Here is an 18,825-nt window from a genome sequence, read left to right on the forward strand (position 1 = left end):
TGATTTTAAAAATTGTTAATCAAAAGTTTCACTCACCCTATAGAACAAAATAATTTCTCCATCCACGAATCTGCTATTTAGTAATATTTTATCTTTTTCCACTAAGCAAGGATGAATAGTGTGACTCAATCGCAAAGTGGAATTACCAAAATCTGCTAATTTTTCTCCATACTTGAATTCATAGGTGAAATCTCCAAAAAAAGGCATATCAGGACTCGAACCTTTAACAACAAAATCCCCATTTTCCAAAAAGGTAAACACCAGGTTATCACATGAAAAGTCTTTAATAGTTTCCTTTCCTGTTTCCATATCCAGATAATTAATCGTAACCAATTGCCAGGTTCCTAGTACACTTTTGGGGTCACCATTGGTTTTATCAATAGGACAATTGGGCTTTTCATCCTCTGCGCATCCAAGGGCAAGGATTAGGCATAGAGGTAAGAAGTACCTTAAGGCGATTTTTTTTCTTAATAGATTCATTTCATTATTAGTCAAGTTTTTTAAAAAAAGTTGGTGATCCCAACATCACTCAGTATCTGTAAAAATCCAATTCCGGGTAAAAAAGCATCCCAAGAATTGAAACCATAGGCTGGAGCTATCAAAATTAGATCCTTATCTGCGTGCCTAGCATGATAAATAGATATGAAGTAAATAAATAGAAACTAAATTTCAAACTAAGTTTACGATTATTTCTTTGGTTTTTACTTTTGAATGTCTAAAATGTCACAAAAACAACTCTTTTTCTATATTTCCTGATGATTTCTTTTGAATAAAATTCCATAGGAGCTCTGCTTTAGAAAAACTGCTAGCGGAAAATCAAGATAACGTAACACCAAGATCATCTTCAACGGTGACGTCTTCCAGATCGATACACCTTATTTAGATTCCCAATCAAATGGCTTGTCTTATCTGATCGATCGTGTGAAAGATCATCCACTCTATGCCCATATCAAGCTGGAGAAAGGCGAGCGGTCTGAATTGGCGAATCTGGCGAATGAGTTGTTGTAAGATTTTACATGGATGATATTACAAATAGAGCACAGGTCTTCGGGCTTGTGCTTTTTGCGTTTATTGAAGACCAGTTTTTCATGCCTTATTTTTTTCGATGATTTAAAACTTGAACCTGAAAGAAAAAGTATATACTTTAGGTACTACTCAAGAAAATATGAAGACGCTCTCGCTTAAACTAAAGGAAACGATCTTGGAAGAAACTGAAGAAATTCTTCGGGAAAAGCAAATTCCAAGAAATCGATATATAAACGATGCCCTAGACTTTTATAACCGCTACCAAAAGCGAAAAAAGCTAGCCAATGCTTTTAGCAAGGCATCTTTACTGGTGCGGGAATCCTCATTAGAAGTCAATAGCGAATTTGACCGCCTGATAGATGAAGGTGCAGTATGACATTTGGCTCGTTAACCTGAGTCCTTCACTAGGGACGGAGCCGGGAAAGATTCGTCTGGCTGTAGTCATACAGACCAATTTGCTAAATCAGACAGGGCATTTATCTACTTTGATATGCCCGATTACCTCACAACTGTCTGCCGAAGAAAATATTCTCCGTGTTCGGGTCGGTACGACAACTACTGGTTTGGATCAAGAATCTGAGATTTTAGTGGATCTAATCAGAGGGTTGGACAATCAGCGATTCATTGAAAAGCTAGGTAAGCTCGAGCCAACAAAATCGCTTGAACTTCATCAAAAACTTAAAGCGATCCTAGACTTTTGAATTAGTCTGATTTGATAACTAGGAATTTTTTGGGTTAAAGCTCCCTAAATCAAGTTAATTCTAAGAACCTACATTTTTCGAGGTTTTTGTCCGCCACTGACAGTATGCTGTACGAAACCGTACAGTGATTTTTGGAAAAAGTGCCCGTGATGCTGTTTTTAGCCCTTTTTCGACTTTGGTCGCCTTTTGGCATTAAGAACAATACGAATCTAAACCAACATTATTACTGCCATGACTACTGCAATCTTTTCTCAAAAAAACGTCTGTGCGGCACTGGGATTTGCAATGGCAATTACCATCGTCATCAAAGCAAAAACTGAAACCAGTCTTGCACAGCAAACTGCCCGATTTGAAACTACTAAACCAACTCCACAGATCGGAATCGACAATACATCAGGTCCTGAAGCAATTCAGGTAAACATCTACAAAACAGAAAAGTCCCGGGAGTCCGGGACTTGTTAAAGACAATTATCCGTAAGGGTTAATTTGGTTGATTGTTTGGTTAATCTAAAGAGGCGGATCCTGTCCGCCTCTTTTTTAGTTTTCACGCTCATGAAACAACCCTCCAAGGGTTCTGAACCCTTGGAGGGTTTTACAATACCAACTCAACTTTCCGTAATCGTATTCAGTTTCGCCAGGAAGCTGTTGTAATACTGTCTTCCCACTTGAATCACCCCCCCTTGCCGCAGCATGATCTCTTTGGTATTGAAACTTTCGATCTGCCCGAGATGGACGATATATGATTTTTGAACACGAAGAAACAAATGCGATGGAAGGATATCCTCGATTTCTTTCATGGACTTTCGGATGCTGTAGTCTCTGTTTTTGGTAAAAATAGTCACCATATTACCATTGGCCTCGATATAAAAAATGTCATCGTAAAGAACTCGCTCAAAGGCATTATCGGCTTTGATAAACACTGCATCTACTACCAAAAATGGACTTTCGTTACCATGTACTACAGCCACTTCCGGAGTAGGCTTTGTTCGTTTGTTATACAGCACGATTTCGACAATCGCATGAATATCGTTGGTATTGAAGGGCTTTACGATAAACCCCGCGGGAGCAATTCGCTTTGCCCGCTCGATGATAGTAGGGTCACTGTAGGAAGTCACAAACACGAGTGGGGCATCCACCATTTGCTTGACAATCTCACCTAGCTCTATCCCATCTTTATCACCTTTCAGCTTGATATCCATAAATATCAGATCCGGGCGATATTTTTTGATCACCTTAATGCACTGATTGGCTGAGTTAGCGATGTCAATATTTACATAGCCTAAGAGCTCAAGTATTTCCTGGATGTTTTCTGCAATACTTAAATCGTCCTCGACGATCAGAATTCGTTCTTCTTTCATAAGTTTTAGCAATTGATGTGCTGATGGGGTTCAAAAATAGATATTCTACTAATGGAGCGAATAGTTACCCTAATGTCAAAATTTTCTTTTGAAAATCAAATGCTTTTTTTTGTCTATGAAAGGTTTACAGACTCATCATTTCCTTGAAACGTGCTGCCTGTCTTCGACTTACCTCAATTCTGTCGCCTCCTTTGAGGGTCACAACAAGGCCTCCGTTGAACCAAGGTTCTATGGCTTCGACCCAACCCAGGTTAATAATATGCTTTCTGCTGGCTCTAAAGAAGGATTTTTCATCTAAGCGTTCATCCAAGGCGTTGAGTGATTTATGAATCATCGGCTTGAAGTTGTCAAAATAGACCTTGATGTAATTGCCATCTGATTCAAAGAGGCGAACATTGGACAATCTCACAAACCAGCACCGGTCCCCATCTTTGACAAACACCTGATCTTCCAAGGTCAGTTTCTTTTGATTAGAGAAAGCTCCTTCCTCGTCTCTTTTTGACCCACTTTCGATTTTTCCAAGCAACTTGTTAATTGCATCTTCAAGCCTTTTTGGTTCAATTGGCTTGAGAAGATAATCCAAGGCATTCACTTGAAAGGCCTTCAGAGCATACTCATCGTAGGCAGTAGTGAATATGACATGCGGCACATGATCCAATTCTTCAAGGAGATCAAACCCTGTTTTCTCAGGCATCTGAATATCCAAAAAGATCACATCAGGCTGAAGCTGTTCGATTTTTTCTTTGGCATCATCTACGTTAACTGCCTCTCCGACCACTTCCACGGTCTCAAGTTGGTTAAGCAGATTGATGAGTTCCTTTCGGGCTAGTCTCTCGTCATCGATTACAATGGCTCTCATAGTTATTGAGTTTGTTATTCTAAAGTAACTCTTTGTTTCGGTATTTTTATTTCGGTGATCACGTATTGGTTTCCTGAATTGAATATTCGGAAGCTGGCCTGATCACCATAGAGCAACTTCAAGCGTTGACGGGTGTTCTCGATTCCATGTCCTCCATCATCCTTTTTGGATCTGGTAGTACCCGGATTGAGGTACCCGCTATTTTTTACCTGAATATACAACTCGTCATTCAATCCCTCTCGACATTTGATTTCGATCAGTCCTCCTTTCACCAAATTGGAGATTCCGTGTTTAATGCCGTTTTCCACGATGGTCTGAAGCATCATCGGGGGAATTTTGTAGCTAAATGACTCGTCTTCAATATGGTAAACTACTTCCAGCCGCTCCTCAAACCGGATTGTCTCCAAGGCAAGGTAATCCTTGACCGTCGACAATTCGTCGGCAAAGTCAATCACCTGTTTTTTATCCATCATCAGTGAGAACCTGAGCATATTTGAAATCCGCGTAATAGCAGATTTAGCTTTCTCAGGATCCTCATCTACCAGAGCCCTAACAGAATTCAGTGCATTGAAGATGAAGTGGGGGTTAAGCTGACTCTTGAGATGGTTGAGCCTAATTTCATTGATTTTTGCCTCATACTTGAGACTGTTGTTGTAATTATCAAGGAAATGGAATAAAAAGTAAAGCAAAAACCAAAAAGCATAGTACAGAAAATTTACAAAAAGTGTGACAGCAACTATCACGGTCCTAAAATCTTCATCAGGGTTAAAAATCCCAAAGACTAAATTGATTAAAATCTGGGCAATAAAATTCAAGATAGCCAAGGCCAACAAAGCCAAAATCGCCTGAATCAATAGCCGTAAAATCCCCAGCTTGAACCATCCGTAAGACTTAACCACATGACGCATTGCATGTGTGGAAAGCAAGTAAAAAGCGGCCCAGACAACAAATGCCATGACCTGAACTGCCGTAATACCCTGAGAAAGTGAGGCAAAAAAGATATTGACAAAGGCAAAGCTTCCCCAACCTATGAGCTGCAATATCCAGTAAAGCTTGACCCTTTTCATACTTGGCTCAAAGTTAGAAATGGTTAGGGATCGGCCACTCTTAATTTGATAGAAGGACGAGGCACTTGATTTTTGCGTCAATTTCAGCGTTTGAGTTCGGCCTTCAGGAATCTTCCGGTATGACTTTTCGAATGTGCGGCAACCTCTTCGGGAGTTCCTTGGACTACAATTGAGCCGCCCTTATTTCCGCCCTCAGGCCCGAGATCTATCACCCGATCTGCTACTTTGATCACATCGAGGTTATGCTCAATGATCAGCACAGTATTTCCTTTCTCCACCAGCTTTTGCAAAACACCCATCAACAAATCGATGTCCTGGAAATGCAAACCTGTCGTCGGTTCATCCAGAATGTAGAAGGTTTTTCCTGTGTCTTTTTTCGAAAGTTCAGTGGCCAACTTTACGCGCTGCGCCTCACCACCAGAAAGGGTCGTGGCATGCTGACCTAGCGTGATGTAACCCAAGCCTACTTCGCTAAGAGTTTTGATCTTACGAAGAATTTTAGGTTGGAATTCAAAAAAATCAACCCCTTGCTCTACTGTCATGTCCAAGACATCGGAAATAGACTTTCCTTTGAAGCGAACTTCCAGTGTCTCCCGGTTGTACCGCTTGCCTTTGCAGGTTTCGCAGGGGATGTGTACATCCGGCAGGAAGTCCATTTCGATCAGCTTCATTCCCGCGCCTTCGCAATCCTCACATCTTCCGCCTTTGACATTGAATGAAAAACGTCCCGGTTTGTAGCCCCGGATTTTTGATTCCGGCAGCTCAGTAAACAATGTGCGGATATCCGAAAAACCCCCGGTATACGTCGCTGGATTTGATCTGGGAGTCCGTCCGATGGGCGATTGGTCGACTTCGATGACTTTGTCCAATTCCTTGAGTCCCTCGATGCTTTTGAATGGCATGGGTTCCTTTTTGGAATTGTAAAACTCCCGGTTCAAAATCGGATAAAGCGTCTCATGAATCAGCGTACTTTTCCCACTTCCCGACACCCCTGTCACCAGAATTAAAGTACCCAAAGGCAGCTCTAAAGTCACATTTTTCAGGTTATTTCCAGTAGCCCCCCTCAAAATCAAACTTATTCCTTTTCCTTTTCTCCGCTCTTTTGGAATGGGGAGCCCAAGCTTTCCACTCAGGTATCTGGAGGTCACAGATCCATTGTTGAAGATTTCACTCGGATGACCTGCCGCTACGACATGCCCTCCATGACGTCCTGCTCCGGGGCCCATATCGAGGACATAATCCGAGGCCAACATCATGTCCTTGTCATGCTCGACCACCAAAACAGAATTGCCCAAATCCCGAAGGCTTTGAAGGGCCTTGATGAGTTTTTCATTATCCCGCTGATGGAGACCGATACTGGGTTCGTCCAGAATGTAGAGCACACCTACCAGTTGGGTTCCAATCTGAGTTGCGAGCCTGATCCGTTGCGCTTCTCCACCTGACAGGGTCCGCAAGGGACGATTGAGCGAAAGGTAATCCAAACCAATATCCAGCAAAAAGCCGATTCGCTTACGGATTTCCTTCAAGACTTCTGCACCGATGATGTTTTGCTTGTCACTGATGCGGCTTTCCAATCCTTCAAACCATTCAGACAATCCGCGGATATCCATTACCGCCAACTCCCCGATGTGCTTTTCGTCGATCTTGAAGTGCAGGGCTTCTTTTTTAAGACGATAGCCTTCACAGTCAGGACAGGTTTTTGTCACTGTGAATTCGGATACCCAATCCTGGATTTTGTCGGAGCTGCCTTCCTGATATTTCTGAAGAAAATTGACAATCCCTTCAAAAGTTGTATTCCATTTGGTCCCGGGATATTTGACCGAATCGACTGCCACCTCCACTTTGTCGCCAAAAAGCAACACCTCCACCACATGATCCGGGAGATCCTTAATCGGTGAACTCATGCTGCACTTGTAGTGCTTGAGTATGGCTTCAATTTTCTTGAAAATCCAGATGTCGCGGTATTCACCCAAGGGCGCAATTCCCCCTCGGGTAATGCTGAGGCCTGGATCAGGAATAATGCTCTCCCGGGTGATTTCTTCGATTACCCCTAAGCCATTGCATGTAGGACAAGCTCCGTAGGGGGAGTTGAAGGAAAATGCATTGGGTGCCGGTTCATCGTAGGAAAGGCCTGTCTCCGGATCCATCAGATACTTGGAGAAATGATGAATCTCTCCGTTTTCCTCACGAATCATGAGGATACCTTTGCCATGCTGTAATCCTGATTTTAGCGATTGAGTGATTCGGAACCGATCTGATTCATCCGCCACGATCCGGTCGATGACAATCTCGATGTCGTGTATTTTGTAGCGATCCACCTGCATTTTGGGTACGATGTCCAGGACTACTCCGTCGACACGTACTTTGGAGAAACCCATTTTTCGGATTTGCTCAAAAAGCTCCCGGTAATGGCCTTTTCTTCCTTTGACTACAGGGGCTAGGATGTAGAGCTTTTTGCCAAGAAACTTGGTGAACAGCTGCTCAATGATCTGATCCTCCGTCTGTCGAATCATGGGTTTTCCAGTCAGGTAAGAGAAGGCCTCCCCTGCCCGAGCATAGAGTAAACGCATGAAATCATAGATTTCAGTAACCGTTCCGACGGTTGATCTTGGATTTTTAGAAGTAGTCTTTTGCTCGATCGCAATCACGGGCGAAAGGCCGTTGATTTTATCCACATCCGGGCGCTCCATTCCTCCCAAAAAAGATCTGGCATAAGCCGAGAAGCTCTCCATATAGCGTCGCTGCCCCTCAGCATAGATGGTATCGAAAGCCAGAGAGCTCTTTCCGCTACCACTCAGCCCGGTGATCACCACTAGTTTGTTGCGTGGGATCTTGACGTCGAGGTTTTTGAGGTTATGCTCTCGGGCTCCAAAAATTTCAATATATTCTTCCTGTGAAGCAGGGGATTGACTCATGAAAGTGGGAAATTATTAATCGGCGAAGGTACAATTTTTTGAGGGGAAGAGCGATGCCCGACCCAAAGATTGTAACCTGAATTGAGGGGTGTTGGTTCTCGACAATTTATAATTCAAATGGCTGGCTAATCGAAGGGCTTGGCTTGGAAAACCAAACCGGTCCAGTTTCGGTCATGTACACACAATCCTCATGTCTGACACCAAATTCTCCGACGATTGAGATATTAGGCTCGATGCTGAAGCACATCCCCGGTTCGAGAATTTGAGTATTTCCCTTCACGGCATTGCCCCATTCATGTCCATCCATACCGATACCATGACCTGTTCGGTGTGGCAATCCGGGTAATTTGTAATCCGGTCCAAACCCTGCATCCGTGATTACCTTTCTGGCGGCGGCATCTACCTCGCCCAAGGTTGCCCCGATTCTTGCGGCTTTGTATCCTGCGGCTTGAGCTTCCTTTTCAAGATTCCAGATCTCGAGTTGTCTTGCGGTAGGTGCTGCCCCGAAGACCACCGTGCGGCTGATGTCGGAATTGTATCCCTGTACGGTGCATCCACAGTCTACCAAAACCACATCGCCTTTTTTCAGGATTTGCGGCTTAGAGCTTCCGTGCGGAAAAGCTGAGGCTTCCCCAAAATTAGCCAGCGCGAAAGCATGCCTTCCGCCCATTTTCTGATGGGCCTGAGCGACCGCAGAAGAAAAATCAGAGGGGCTTCCTCCCTCTTTGAGAAAAGTCAACCCAATCGTGATTGCCTCGATGGTTAATTCGGTGGCACGCTGCATCAGTGCGATTTCCGCAGGCGATTTGATAATCCGGCAGGGAATCACCACCGGATCTGCACTCACAATTTCAAAGCTGGAGGCAACTTTTCTCACCCCGTCTGCAATGAAGAACCGAACCCGCTCCTCCATTCCAATCTTGCCGGAAGTAGCTCCTGAGTCTAAAATGGCCTTTTTGATTTGCTCGTAAGGACTCTCGTCTTCTTCCCAGGGATAGATTTTGTCTCCGATTTTATTCCCCATCTGTATGATCTCCTCCAGACGGGCCTCCTCAAATTTCGGACAGATATAGCTCACCTCACCCTTGGCCGGAATGACGGCGACCATCGGACGCTCGCTTTGTCCCCAAGTCATCCCCGTGAAGTAATTCATAGAAGTACCGGAATCAAGGACCATAGCGCTAAATCCATTTTTGTCCATCAGGTTTTGGGCTTTTGAAACCCGGGCTTTTCGCTCATCAAGTGAGATGGGAACAACATCAGCAATTTTTGATGAAAGCAAATCAAGTGAAGATGATTCCAAAATTGGTGTTCCTTTTCGAGTACTTGCCACTACTGCTCCTGTCAAAATAGAGGCTCCCGCAGTCATTGCGGATACATTGATAAAATTCCTTCTGTTCATTTATTAGACTTATTCTTGATGGAATTCCAAGGTAATTAAATACCGCATTGAAAATGAAAGATCCAATGTGGTAAAGAGACAGAAAGTCATTTTTTCTCCTGTAAAAATTCCGGCAACAAAAACTCAAGCCAAATCAAACCGGAGTCAATTAGCGCCTTCTATAACTATGGCGGGTGGATTTGATGACGGTGCGATGTCAAAAGGTACGGAGGAAGACTGGGGAATTGGAGCATTTACGAAAAGACCCAATCCAAGGCCTGAAATATTTTGAGCACTCCGAATACGGATTGAAACCCTTGGCAAATCTGAGCTTGACCCATCCATTCGTTGCGTTACCCTAAGCACATCGAAAGCAACCACACCCAGATTAGCTCCTTGGAGATTGCCTGTAAGTGGGGAGTAATTAATAGAAATATCACTGTCATAGACCACTGCATAGACCGTTTGTCCAACCAACATTGCCAAGCCTGTAGCCCGCAAGGGGGTGACATTTGGTATTTTGTCCAGTAAAACTTCCCGATCGTCATCCGGAACCGGGGAACCGAGCCTTGGGCCTGGTGTCAGATAATTCCTAAGTCCGTTTCCGGTTGGCCCGGTACTAACCCATGAATTGGGGATTGTCTTTAAGGCAAACCAGCCTTCATCACCTACCTGCCCGGTAAAAAGGTCTATTTCTCTGCCAACATTATTTTCAAAAAATCGCAAAGGTTGTCGAAATCCAATGGTAGCCAATTGATCATTGACATCATCGGCCGAAAAATTATTCGGAGGATTACCGTTGTCAATACTTTCCTCATCGATCAGAAGGAATACGGCACGGGTGTTAGTAAATCCACTGTCGTCCCTGTTAGGATCATTGCTTTGCTCACAGGAGAATAATGCGAAAAACAAAACACCGATTAATAAAACACTTGGTTGGGCTACATTTAAAAGTCTCATAATAGTTAGAGTTGGTTTTTGAATAGTAATAGACAGCACTAACCCAAACTCGTTCCAGTTTTAAGCCATGGGCTTGTTTAATTTTATTATTAAGACATTCCTGCTCTAAAATTCCAGAGTTTCTGGTGTGGAACCGTGTCCTAGCCAACTGTAAATGGACAGGTTCGGGATTTAGCATCTGATTCAGGAAATTTTTCCAGCCAGAGGTTTTGTTGATAAAAGAAATTCGGTTTAATGATCTGGTTATCCCATTCCTGGTGAAATACGCCCATTGTTGATCCAGCTGATGGAGGAACTATCCAAGCCCAATCGGCCTGCACCTTCCTGCTTTTACTTTCCTCGATTCTACAAAATTCCAGAAACTGTTCTGATGCTGTGTGATGATCCACCAGTGAAACGCCCTTCGCCTGAAATGAATGTAACACTGCCTCCTGGAGTACAAGTAAAGCTTTATCTTTCCAAAGTGACCGTAATTCTTTGGCTTTCAAATTCATCTTCTCGGCAATTTGAGGCAGTAGATTGTATCGATGCTCATCTGCAAAATTGCGCACGGCAATCTCTGAGAGCATGTACCAGCCATTAAACGGGGAACAGGGAAATGAAATTCCTCCAATCTCCAGGCGCATATCCGAAATCAGAGGTACTGCATACCATTGGATGTTCAATTCCTCGAACCAAGAAAACTCAGGATGAGAAATGGGAACTCTCAGGACTTTTTCCTCAGGGATTTCGAACCATTTAGGCTCTTGACTTCCCATCTGGATCACCAAAGGAAGTACATCGAAAGCCGTTCGAGGGGATTTCCATCCTAATGATTGGCAAAAACGGGTAAACTCAATGGAATCAGGATCTCCTAAAATCTGACCATTAGACATTCGGTATCCTGCAAATCGGATCACCTGTTTATTCAAGATTCGAGGCCCTTCCGGCCCTTCGGAAGTACCTGGATATATCGAGATGGTAGATCTGATTTTCCCCCCATTGGTGGCGAAGTCCAAATGCTCCAATAGGTCCTCAAAAACGGCCTCAATTGAATCTAACTGACGACGATCCCTAATTTTCAGACCTTTCCAAAATAACCTCCCAATGCATCGATTGCTGTTTCTCCAAGCCAATTTGGCTCCGAATATCAACTCTTCTTCGGTTAAGTGGTAGGTTCCATTCTGATTAATCTCATCATAAACTTGACCGATACGCAATTCTACTTCTTCACGATCATTTTCTTTAAAAAATTGACGAAGGAAGGAATCTGCCTCATGAAAGAGGACTGCCTCTGATTGATGCATATCGAAATGAGGGATTTACTTACAATGGTTTCGATCCGATATTTAAAATGGAGCTACCAAAGAAAATGATTTCGTGGGGTGTTAAATGCTTTGCAAAGCTATTAACAGTAGTGTTAACATATCAAAAAAGGGTTTGTTCAATCTCCCAAATTTCCCCAGGCGATTTATTTTTCGGGCAACTGGATTTGGTAAACTTTTCCCCGCTTCACATTGAGATTACGATCTCGCAACCACGGATTGTACAGCTTTAGGTCTTTGTAAGAACTTCCCTGGTCTTTAGCCCATTTTGGAAGATCTTTGATATCCTCATCCACACGAATCGTCCTCAACACCGGGGTTTGGTAATAATCACTTTCCCTGAAATGATAACCAAAGGCTCCGGGATTTTCAAAAATTATTTTGAAAGCCAAAATGCGAAAAAGGTATCGGCTCGTCTCCTCGTTCAGGTACAATTCATAATAATTGCTGTGTAGCTGCTCCTCTTGTCTTTTACTAAACCCTGATTGTCCCATATTGTAACTGGCTGCCACGGCAGTCCAATCGCCAAATTTGGCATGCGCTTTCTTAAAATACTTGGCGGCTGCCAAGGTAGATTTTTCGAAATGATAGCGTTCGTCTACATCGTTGGAGATTTCCAGTCCATATTCTTTGCCTGTGCTTTCCAATATTTGCCAAAAACCCCTCGCTCCGGCCGGAGAACCCACATTCATCAAAGCACTTTCGGCGATCGCCACATATTTGAAATCATCGGGAATTCCGTTTTCCTTTAACATCCGTTCTATTTCGGGTAGGTATTTGGCAGACCTTTTCAGCAACAAAATCATATTGGATTCCCAATAGGCGTTGACATAGATCTCACGCTCCAATCGCTCAAAAATATCTCCCCTTTCCAATGGTACTTTTTCTCCGGCAAAATCAAGGTTTTTGGGAATGTCGAAGAGTCGAATCGAGTCACGGGTAATTGTAAAAGCCTGAACTGGATAGGACCGTTCCTCCATTAGGTTTTGATTGTCCCCTTGAGACTGAGGGGTTTTCAGTACGGCCCAAGTCCCCAAAGCAATCGAGAAGAAAAGAAGGAAATAAATTAAAAAGAGGTGATTTCTGCTCATAATTCAAGTTAAACCCAGAATGGAAGTATTCCTAGGCTGTTTTGTAAACGGCAAAAAATTAACTCGAGTGTATAAGAAGGGGTTTTTGAATTTGAAGAATATTGTTGTTTATAAAAAACAATATCATGGATCGGCTCTTGACAATTTCAGAACGCAAACTTCAAGCAAGCATGCCTGCATTTGTTCGGTACCTAATGGAAAAAATCGACTGGAACCAGCGTCTGAATTTGATTTTGGGCCACAGAGGGGTAGGCAAGACCACTCTGATTTTACAAAAATTGAAAACGGTCGTCGCAAAAAAGGTCTACCTTAGTTTGGATGATTTTTATTTTGAAGAAAACCGCCTAATCCTACTTATTGAAGAGTATTACCAACTTGGATATAGATATTTTTATTTGGATGAAGCCCATCGACATGCCCATTTGTCAACAGACCTCAAGTCGATATTCGATACCTATGATGATGCCTTTTTTGTAGTCTCAGGATCTTCGATTTTGGAAGTGAAAAAAGGAAATGCGGACTTGTCCCGAAGAGCTGCAGTTTATCACTTGGCAGGACTTTCGTTTCGAGAGTTTATCAATATTGAAAAAGATCAAGCGCTCTCTGAAATCTCTTTGGCGTCAATAATAGAAAATCATACACGAGCGAGCGAGGAACTGACCGATCGATTTGAAATTCTCCGGCTTTTCGAGCAATACCTGAAGTATGGATATTACCCTTTTTCCCGCATGGGAGCCGACTTGTATTATTCCAGATTATTGGAAACTACTCACATGGTTTTGGAGATGGATATCGGCCCTTTTGAAGAAATTTCCTACAAAACAGTCCGAAGTATGAAAAAACTTCTTAACATCATCAGCGAATCTGTTCCTTTCACTCCAAACATCAGCAAACTGGCCGAGAAGCTGGAGACTTCAAGAAACACGGTATTGAAGATTTTGGATATGTTGCATCAAGCACAAATACTCAATCTGCTATACCAATCAGTTCATGGAATTTCTTTTCTCCAAAAACCTGAAAAAATCTATTTGCAAAACCCAAACCTTGCTTTCGCATTAAGCCCTTCCGAACCGAATACGGGAAACCTCCGGGAGACTTTTTTCCTGAATCAAGTGCAGGTCTCACATCAGGTGACATTGCCGAAATTCGGTGACTTTATGGTAGATGATCAGTTTGTATTCGAGATTGGTGGGCCTAATAAAACCGCACAACAAAATCAAGGCATCCCCAATGCCTATTTAGCACTTGATCAGATGAAAATTGGTTCTGGAAATAAAATTCCGCTCTGGTTATTTGGGTTTTTGTATTAATTGATCAAGAAAAAAATCTAAACTCACTCAAGCTCTATAATCCTGATAATTTCTCGTTTAGTCCTCAAATAGGCCTTTCGGTCTTCAAAAGTTAAGGGGGGATTACAGATTCTGAGCAATACCTTTCCATCTTCATCACGATTAGCCAAGACAAGGTATTTCTCACCCACCTTGAAACTATCCGAACAAATCGAAATAGGTCCTTGGTATTTAAAAAGATCCTGTCCCATCTCCTTTTTAAGATCTCCTTTCAGAACATCAATCACTCGAAATTGAGGGTGATATCCTGACCTCGTTTTATCGAGCTGTTCAAATCCGTATTCTATATATGTTTGAGATCTTGGCTTGGCTTTGTCAATGTCTGCTATGGAAACCACCTCACCATAAAAGATCACAGAAGCTATTTCAACTTTTTGCTTCAGGGTCTCAGTAAGCTCCTTAATACACTCACAAGCCCAAGTGCATCCGAGTGAAAGCCCCATCAAAGCAAGTGTCAACCCAAATTTTCTCATTTCATCATCCCCAAAATCTCTTCCAATAACTCCCTTGAATTGGAAAGTCTCGGCACTTTATGCTGGCCGCCAAGTTTGCCTTTTTTACTCAACCAAGACTCAAAAAGTCCCTCGGGCGCCTGATGCATGACTGGAAGAGTCAGCGCCAAATCCTTGTACCGCTTCGCATCATAGTCTGAGTTGACTTGCCTGAGTTTTTCGTCCAATAGCAGCGTAAATTTGTCCAAATCAGCCGGAGGAGTACGGAATTCCACAATCCATTCGTGTGCTCCTTTGGAGCCATTTCCCTCAAAATAAACCGGAGCAGCTGTAAAATTTGCAATGGTGGAGTGGGTTTCCTCTGCAGCAAACTGAATCGCAGCTTCTGCATTTTCTACGATTACTTCTTCTCCAAAGGCATTGATGAAATGCTTCGTTCGGCCTGAAATTCTAAACCGATAGGGAATCGTTGAAGTGAATTTGACAGTATCCCCAATTTTATATCGCCATAGTCCTCCGTTTGTGGAGATGACCATAGCATAGTTTTTCCCGATTTCGACCTCTTTCAAGGAAATGACCTGTTCATTTTCTTTTCCCCATTCATCCATTGGAATGAATTCATAGAAAATACCATAATCGAGCAGCAGTAACAATTCATCCGAATCAGGCTGATCCTGAATCCCAAAAAAGCCCTCGGATGCATTGTAGGTCTCCATGTAATGCATCTTTTCTGAAGGAATCAACTCCCTGAACAAACTGCGGTAAGGCCCAAAAGCAACCGCCCCGTGGAAAAACACCTCCAGATTTGGCCAAACTTCCAGAATGTTTTTTGCCTTTTTCAGTTCGAGAATTCGCCGAAGCAACACGATGGTCCAAGTGGGAACACCCGCTATGCAGGTCACATTTTCGTTCATGGTCTCCCGGGCCATCTTTTCAATCTTGGCTTCCCACTCCCCCATCAAAGCAGTTTCCAAGGATGGAGTTCTCGCATATTGCGCCCAAATCGGAAGATTTTGCATAATCACAGCCGACACGTCTCCAGCCTTGGCAGTACCTTGGGGGTTCAGTGGATTCTTCTCCAAAGTTCCTCCGATGGTCAGGCTTTTGCCTGTGAAAAGCTTTGAATCCGGATAATTGGAAACATACAGCGACAGCATGTCTTTTCCACCTTTGTAATGACACTCCTCCAGACTTTCCTCCGACACAGGAATATACTTACTTCGGCTGCCGGTGGTGCCTGAGGACTTGGCAAACCATTCGATCTCAGTATTCCAGATCACATTTTGACTGCCCTGCATGGTTTTTTCGATGAACGGCTTAAATGATTCGTAATCAAAAACCGGAACCTTCTCCGCAAAATCGCTGTAGGACTTAAGCCTGTCAAACTGATATTTTTTTCCGAATTCTGTCCGCTTCCCAGCTTCGATCAACTCTCGAAATGCAGCCTCTTGAACTTGGATGGGGTTTTCCTTAAAATTTTCGATTTGACCCATTCTATTTTTAAATATCCAGGTCATGAAGCTGTTGATCACATCCATCTATTTAAAAATTTTGCGTTTCAGCTCAAACTGACTGCCTAAGTAAACTTTACGAACCTGCTCATCGGCCGCCAATTCCTCGGCTGTTCCGGCTTTAAGTAACCGGCCTTCAAACATCAGGTAAGCACGGTCAGTGATGGATAATGTCTCGTTGACATTATGATCGGTGATCAAAATGCCAATGTTTTTGGTTTTTAATTTGGCGACAATGGTCTGAATCTCTTCCACAGCAATCGGATCGACACCTGCAAATGGTTCATCCAGCAGTACAAACTTCGGGTCTACTGCCAAAGCCCGGGCAATTTCTGTTCGCCTTCTTTCTCCTCCTGAAAGAACCATACCCAAGTTTTTCCGCACATGAGTCAAGCTGAATTCTTCCAACAGGCTCTCCATTTTTTCCTTTTGCTGGACTTTGGGCAATTTGGTCATTTCCAAGACGGCAAGAATATTTTCTTCCACCGATAGTTTGCGAAAAACTGAAGCCTCCTGTGCCAGGTAGCCTATTCCAAGTTTTGCCCGCTTGTACATGGGCAAGCTGGTGATTTCGTCATTTTCCAGAAAAATCTTGCCTTCATTCGGTTGGATCAATCCCACAATCATGTAAAAGGAAGTGGTCTTTCCGGCACCATTAGGGCCTAAAAGCCCGACGATTTCCCCCTGCTCCACTTGCACGGAAATATCATTGACCACACGGCGGCCTTTGTAGATTTTGACGAGGTTTTCGGCACGAAGCATCATATCAGTCAAATTTGATGTCTTTAACGTAGAGTTGCAAGCTACTTTTATCACGGAAAAAATTCTCACGCATTTCCACGACCAAGTCAAAACGCATTTTCCCGCGAAGCATGTTGACGGTAGTCAAATCAGGGTCCTTTTCCCGATCGGCCATCCCAAATCCCAGACAAACGGGAGTCGTCACCTGACCGTCTTGGACGATTTTAAAACGCAAATGCTTGTCTTTCAATACCGTAACATCCTCGGCATAAACGTTTGCTATTCGGAAAACCGGTTCTGTATTCCCCGGTCCAAATGGAGCCATCTGCTTCAAAATATTGTAAAACTTGTAATTGATTTGATCCAAAAGCAATACATCATCGACTTCGATCACTGGTTTCAGGTGAATTTCCTCAATTCTGCTGCGAACTACCATTTCAAATCTTTCTTGAAATGCGGGCACATTTTCTACTGAAAGTGTCAATCCTGCCGCATACTTATGCCCTCCAAACTGATCCAAAAGATCGGCACATTCTGCAATCGCCTCATAGATGTCAAAGTCTACCACCGACCGGGCACTTCCGGTTGCTTTGTTATTGGATTCGGTCAGGATGATCGTGGGGCGGTAATATTTCTCAATGCATCTGCTGGCGACGATTCCGATCACGCCCTTATGCCAATCCTGCTTGAAAAGAACTGTAGAGTTCCACTGGGCAGTTTCTTCCCGAATGGCAAGCATTTCGAAAGCCTCTTTGGTGATGTTTTCGTCAAAGTTTCGACGGGTGGAATTGACCTCATCCACAAGCTTTGCCCGCTCTATAGCTTCGTCTAGATTGGGCGCAATCAACAGTTCCACAGAGGCCTTGGCGTGCTCCAGTCTACCGGAGGCATTGATTCGGGGACCAATTTTGAAGACGATGTCCGAGATTTGAATATCCTTTTCGACTTTGGCCTGAAGAATCAAGGCCTTTAGTCCCGGTCGGGGAATATTGTTGATTCGGTCCAATCCGTAATAAGCCAAAATTCTATTTTCCCCGGAAATAGGGACAATGTCCGCCGCAATGCTGACGACCAAGAGATCCAGGTAATTGTACAGATTGGATTCTTCGATTCCATTGGATTTGGCATAAGCCTGAATCAACTTGAAGCCTACTCCGCATCCACTCAATTCCTTGTAGGGATAATTGCAGTCTTTTCTTTTAGCATCCAATACCGCCACTGCAGCAGGTAATTCATCTCCCGGAGTATGGTGGTCACAAATGATGAAATCCACCCCAAGTTCAGCAGCCAATTTTACTTTGTCGATGGCTTTGATTCCGCAATCCAGAGCAATAATGAGGGAAATACCGTTTTCAGCAGCTACTCTTACTCCTCGATCGGAAATGCCGTAGCCTTCCTTGTAGCGATCAGGAATATAAAATTCAACATTGGGGTAGAAGGATTTCAAAAAGCCATACATCAAGGCGACCGCAGTCGTCCCGTCTACGTCATAATCACCATACACCATGATTTTTTCCTGATTCAAGACCGCCTTTTGAATGCGCGTGACTGCCGCTTCCATGTCCTTCATCAGAAAAGGATCATGGAGTTGACTTAGACTTGGGCGGAAATAATCTTTTGCCTGATCGAAACTCTCCACGCTCCGATTGATCAGCATATTTGCGAGGGTAGGATTCACATTGATTTCCTTACCGAGTCGCTCGATTACTGCTTGTGAGGCTTTGGGTTTTTGTTTCCAGACGTATTCCATGATTCGAAATTACAAAAGTAATTGGGATGAGAATCCGCTTGGCATGAGTAGGGGGATCACCTATTAGCGGACATTTGGGACTAAAAGTATCCTTTCTGAAAGGATTTACCCCTGTTTTTGCTTTTGATACTGCCACCAGAAAAATCCCGGAAATATCAAAGACTTGAGCTTCCAGTCATTCTTTTCTCTAAAACTTAAGCCTGCATCCTGATGCACAGTACGATACATCTTACCCGCCAATAGACAATGGCCAATCAGCAGTACAAAAACGATCGCATAAATGATCAGTTCATTCATTTGGGAAGAATATTTGAAAACTTATAACCCTCAAAAGATTAACAGATGATTCGGTTTTTTTAT

The 18,825-nt window shown here is 43.3% G+C and carries 18 protein-coding genes and 1 pseudogene; 5 read left to right on the top strand and 14 right to left on the bottom strand.

Annotated elements, in window-relative coordinates:
• Positions 1 to 15: 15 nt before the first annotated feature.
• Positions 16 to 495 (bottom strand): hypothetical protein, encoded by a 480-nt coding sequence (locus Q8M62_RS04735; RefSeq protein ID WP_304901757.1) that lies wholly within the window; start codon positions 493 to 495, stop codon positions 16 to 18.
• Positions 496 to 828: 333 nt separating this feature from the next.
• Between Q8M62_RS04735 and Q8M62_RS04740 the strand changes: the two are divergent.
• The 4 genes and pseudogenes from Q8M62_RS04740 to Q8M62_RS04755 form a co-directional block, all read left to right on the top strand.
• Positions 829 to 1,008 (top strand): annotated as a pseudogene (locus Q8M62_RS04740) (ribonuclease); the annotation flags it as partial.
• Between the two features lie 109 nt (positions 1,009 to 1,117).
• On the top strand, positions 1,118 to 1,402 hold the full coding sequence (locus Q8M62_RS04745; protein ID WP_304901758.1) for a hypothetical protein: 285 nt from the start codon (positions 1,118 to 1,120) through the stop codon (positions 1,400 to 1,402).
• Positions 1,386 to 1,727, top strand: a complete 342-nt coding sequence (locus Q8M62_RS04750) for a type II toxin-antitoxin system PemK/MazF family toxin (protein WP_304901759.1) — start codon at positions 1,386 to 1,388, stop codon at positions 1,725 to 1,727. Before Q8M62_RS04745 ends, Q8M62_RS04750 begins: the two co-directional genes overlap by 17 nt.
• 231 nt (positions 1,728 to 1,958) lie before the next feature.
• A complete protein-coding gene (locus Q8M62_RS04755) occupies positions 1,959 to 2,189 on the top strand; it encodes a hypothetical protein (RefSeq protein WP_304901760.1) in 231 nt (76 codons plus the stop codon).
• Positions 2,190 to 2,332: 143 nt separating this feature from the next.
• Here Q8M62_RS04755 and Q8M62_RS04760 read toward each other — a convergent pair whose 3' ends face one another.
• The 8 genes from Q8M62_RS04760 to Q8M62_RS04795 form a co-directional block, all read right to left on the bottom strand.
• Positions 2,333 to 3,085: a LytTR family DNA-binding domain-containing protein gene (locus Q8M62_RS04760; RefSeq protein WP_304901761.1), complete on the bottom strand. Its 753-nt coding sequence runs from the start codon at positions 3,083 to 3,085 to the stop codon at positions 2,333 to 2,335.
• A gap of 124 nt (positions 3,086 to 3,209) precedes the next feature.
• Entirely contained in the window at positions 3,210 to 3,944 is a 735-nt protein-coding gene (locus Q8M62_RS04765; protein WP_304901762.1) for a LytTR family DNA-binding domain-containing protein, read from the bottom strand.
• Between the two features lie 14 nt (positions 3,945 to 3,958).
• A complete protein-coding gene (locus Q8M62_RS04770; RefSeq protein WP_304901763.1) occupies positions 3,959 to 5,011 on the bottom strand; it encodes a sensor histidine kinase in 1,053 nt (350 codons plus the stop codon).
• Between the two features lie 83 nt (positions 5,012 to 5,094).
• Positions 5,095 to 7,926 carry an excinuclease ABC subunit UvrA gene (gene uvrA / locus Q8M62_RS04775; protein ID WP_304901764.1) on the bottom strand — a complete coding sequence of 944 codons (2,832 nt, stop codon included), beginning with the start codon at positions 7,924 to 7,926 and terminating at the stop codon, positions 5,095 to 5,097.
• Positions 7,927 to 8,032: 106 nt separating this feature from the next.
• A complete protein-coding gene (locus Q8M62_RS04780) occupies positions 8,033 to 9,328 on the bottom strand; it encodes a Xaa-Pro peptidase family protein (RefSeq protein ID WP_304901765.1) in 1,296 nt (431 codons plus the stop codon).
• A 144-nt stretch (positions 9,329 to 9,472) separates the two neighbouring features.
• Entirely contained in the window at positions 9,473 to 10,267 is a 795-nt protein-coding gene (locus tag Q8M62_RS04785; RefSeq protein ID WP_304901766.1) for a hypothetical protein, read from the bottom strand.
• Between the two features lie 140 nt (positions 10,268 to 10,407).
• Positions 10,408 to 11,553, bottom strand: coding sequence for a nitric oxide synthase oxygenase (locus Q8M62_RS04790; RefSeq protein ID WP_304901767.1), 1,146 nt, complete (start codon positions 11,551 to 11,553; stop codon positions 10,408 to 10,410).
• 164 nt (positions 11,554 to 11,717) lie between these two features.
• Positions 11,718 to 12,662, bottom strand: coding sequence for a lytic transglycosylase domain-containing protein (locus Q8M62_RS04795; RefSeq protein ID WP_304901768.1), 945 nt, complete (start codon positions 12,660 to 12,662; stop codon positions 11,718 to 11,720).
• Between the two features lie 125 nt (positions 12,663 to 12,787).
• Here Q8M62_RS04795 and Q8M62_RS04800 point away from each other — a divergent pair, with 125 nt between their 5' ends.
• Positions 12,788 to 13,972 (top strand): ATP-binding protein, encoded by a 1,185-nt coding sequence (locus Q8M62_RS04800; protein ID WP_304901769.1) that lies wholly within the window; start codon positions 12,788 to 12,790, stop codon positions 13,970 to 13,972.
• A 23-nt stretch (positions 13,973 to 13,995) separates the two neighbouring features.
• Here Q8M62_RS04800 and Q8M62_RS04805 read toward each other — a convergent pair whose 3' ends face one another.
• From Q8M62_RS04805 to Q8M62_RS04825, 5 genes are all read right to left on the bottom strand, one after another.
• On the bottom strand, positions 13,996 to 14,484 hold the full coding sequence (locus tag Q8M62_RS04805; protein ID WP_304901770.1) for a hypothetical protein: 489 nt from the start codon (positions 14,482 to 14,484) through the stop codon (positions 13,996 to 13,998).
• Positions 14,481 to 16,001: a GH3 auxin-responsive promoter family protein gene (locus Q8M62_RS04810; RefSeq protein WP_304901771.1), complete on the bottom strand. Its 1,521-nt coding sequence runs from the start codon at positions 15,999 to 16,001 to the stop codon at positions 14,481 to 14,483. Before Q8M62_RS04810 ends, Q8M62_RS04805 begins: the two co-directional genes overlap by 4 nt.
• A complete protein-coding gene (gene lptB / locus Q8M62_RS04815) occupies positions 16,002 to 16,739 on the bottom strand; it encodes an LPS export ABC transporter ATP-binding protein (RefSeq protein ID WP_304901772.1) in 738 nt (245 codons plus the stop codon).
• 1 nt (position 16,740) lies between these two features.
• Positions 16,741 to 18,465: a single-stranded-DNA-specific exonuclease RecJ gene (gene recJ, locus Q8M62_RS04820; protein ID WP_304901773.1), complete on the bottom strand. Its 1,725-nt coding sequence runs from the start codon at positions 18,463 to 18,465 to the stop codon at positions 16,741 to 16,743.
• Positions 18,466 to 18,570: 105 nt separating this feature from the next.
• The gene (locus tag Q8M62_RS04825) at positions 18,571 to 18,762 is read right to left on the bottom strand and encodes a hypothetical protein (protein ID WP_304901774.1); all 192 of its coding nucleotides are present in this window, start codon (positions 18,760 to 18,762) and stop codon (positions 18,571 to 18,573) included.
• Positions 18,763 to 18,825: the final 63 nt, after the last annotated feature.

The sequence above is a fragment of the Algoriphagus sp. genome (assembly GCF_030694375.1).
In the GTDB taxonomy this organism is placed as follows: domain Bacteria; phylum Bacteroidota; class Bacteroidia; order Cytophagales; family Cyclobacteriaceae; genus Algoriphagus.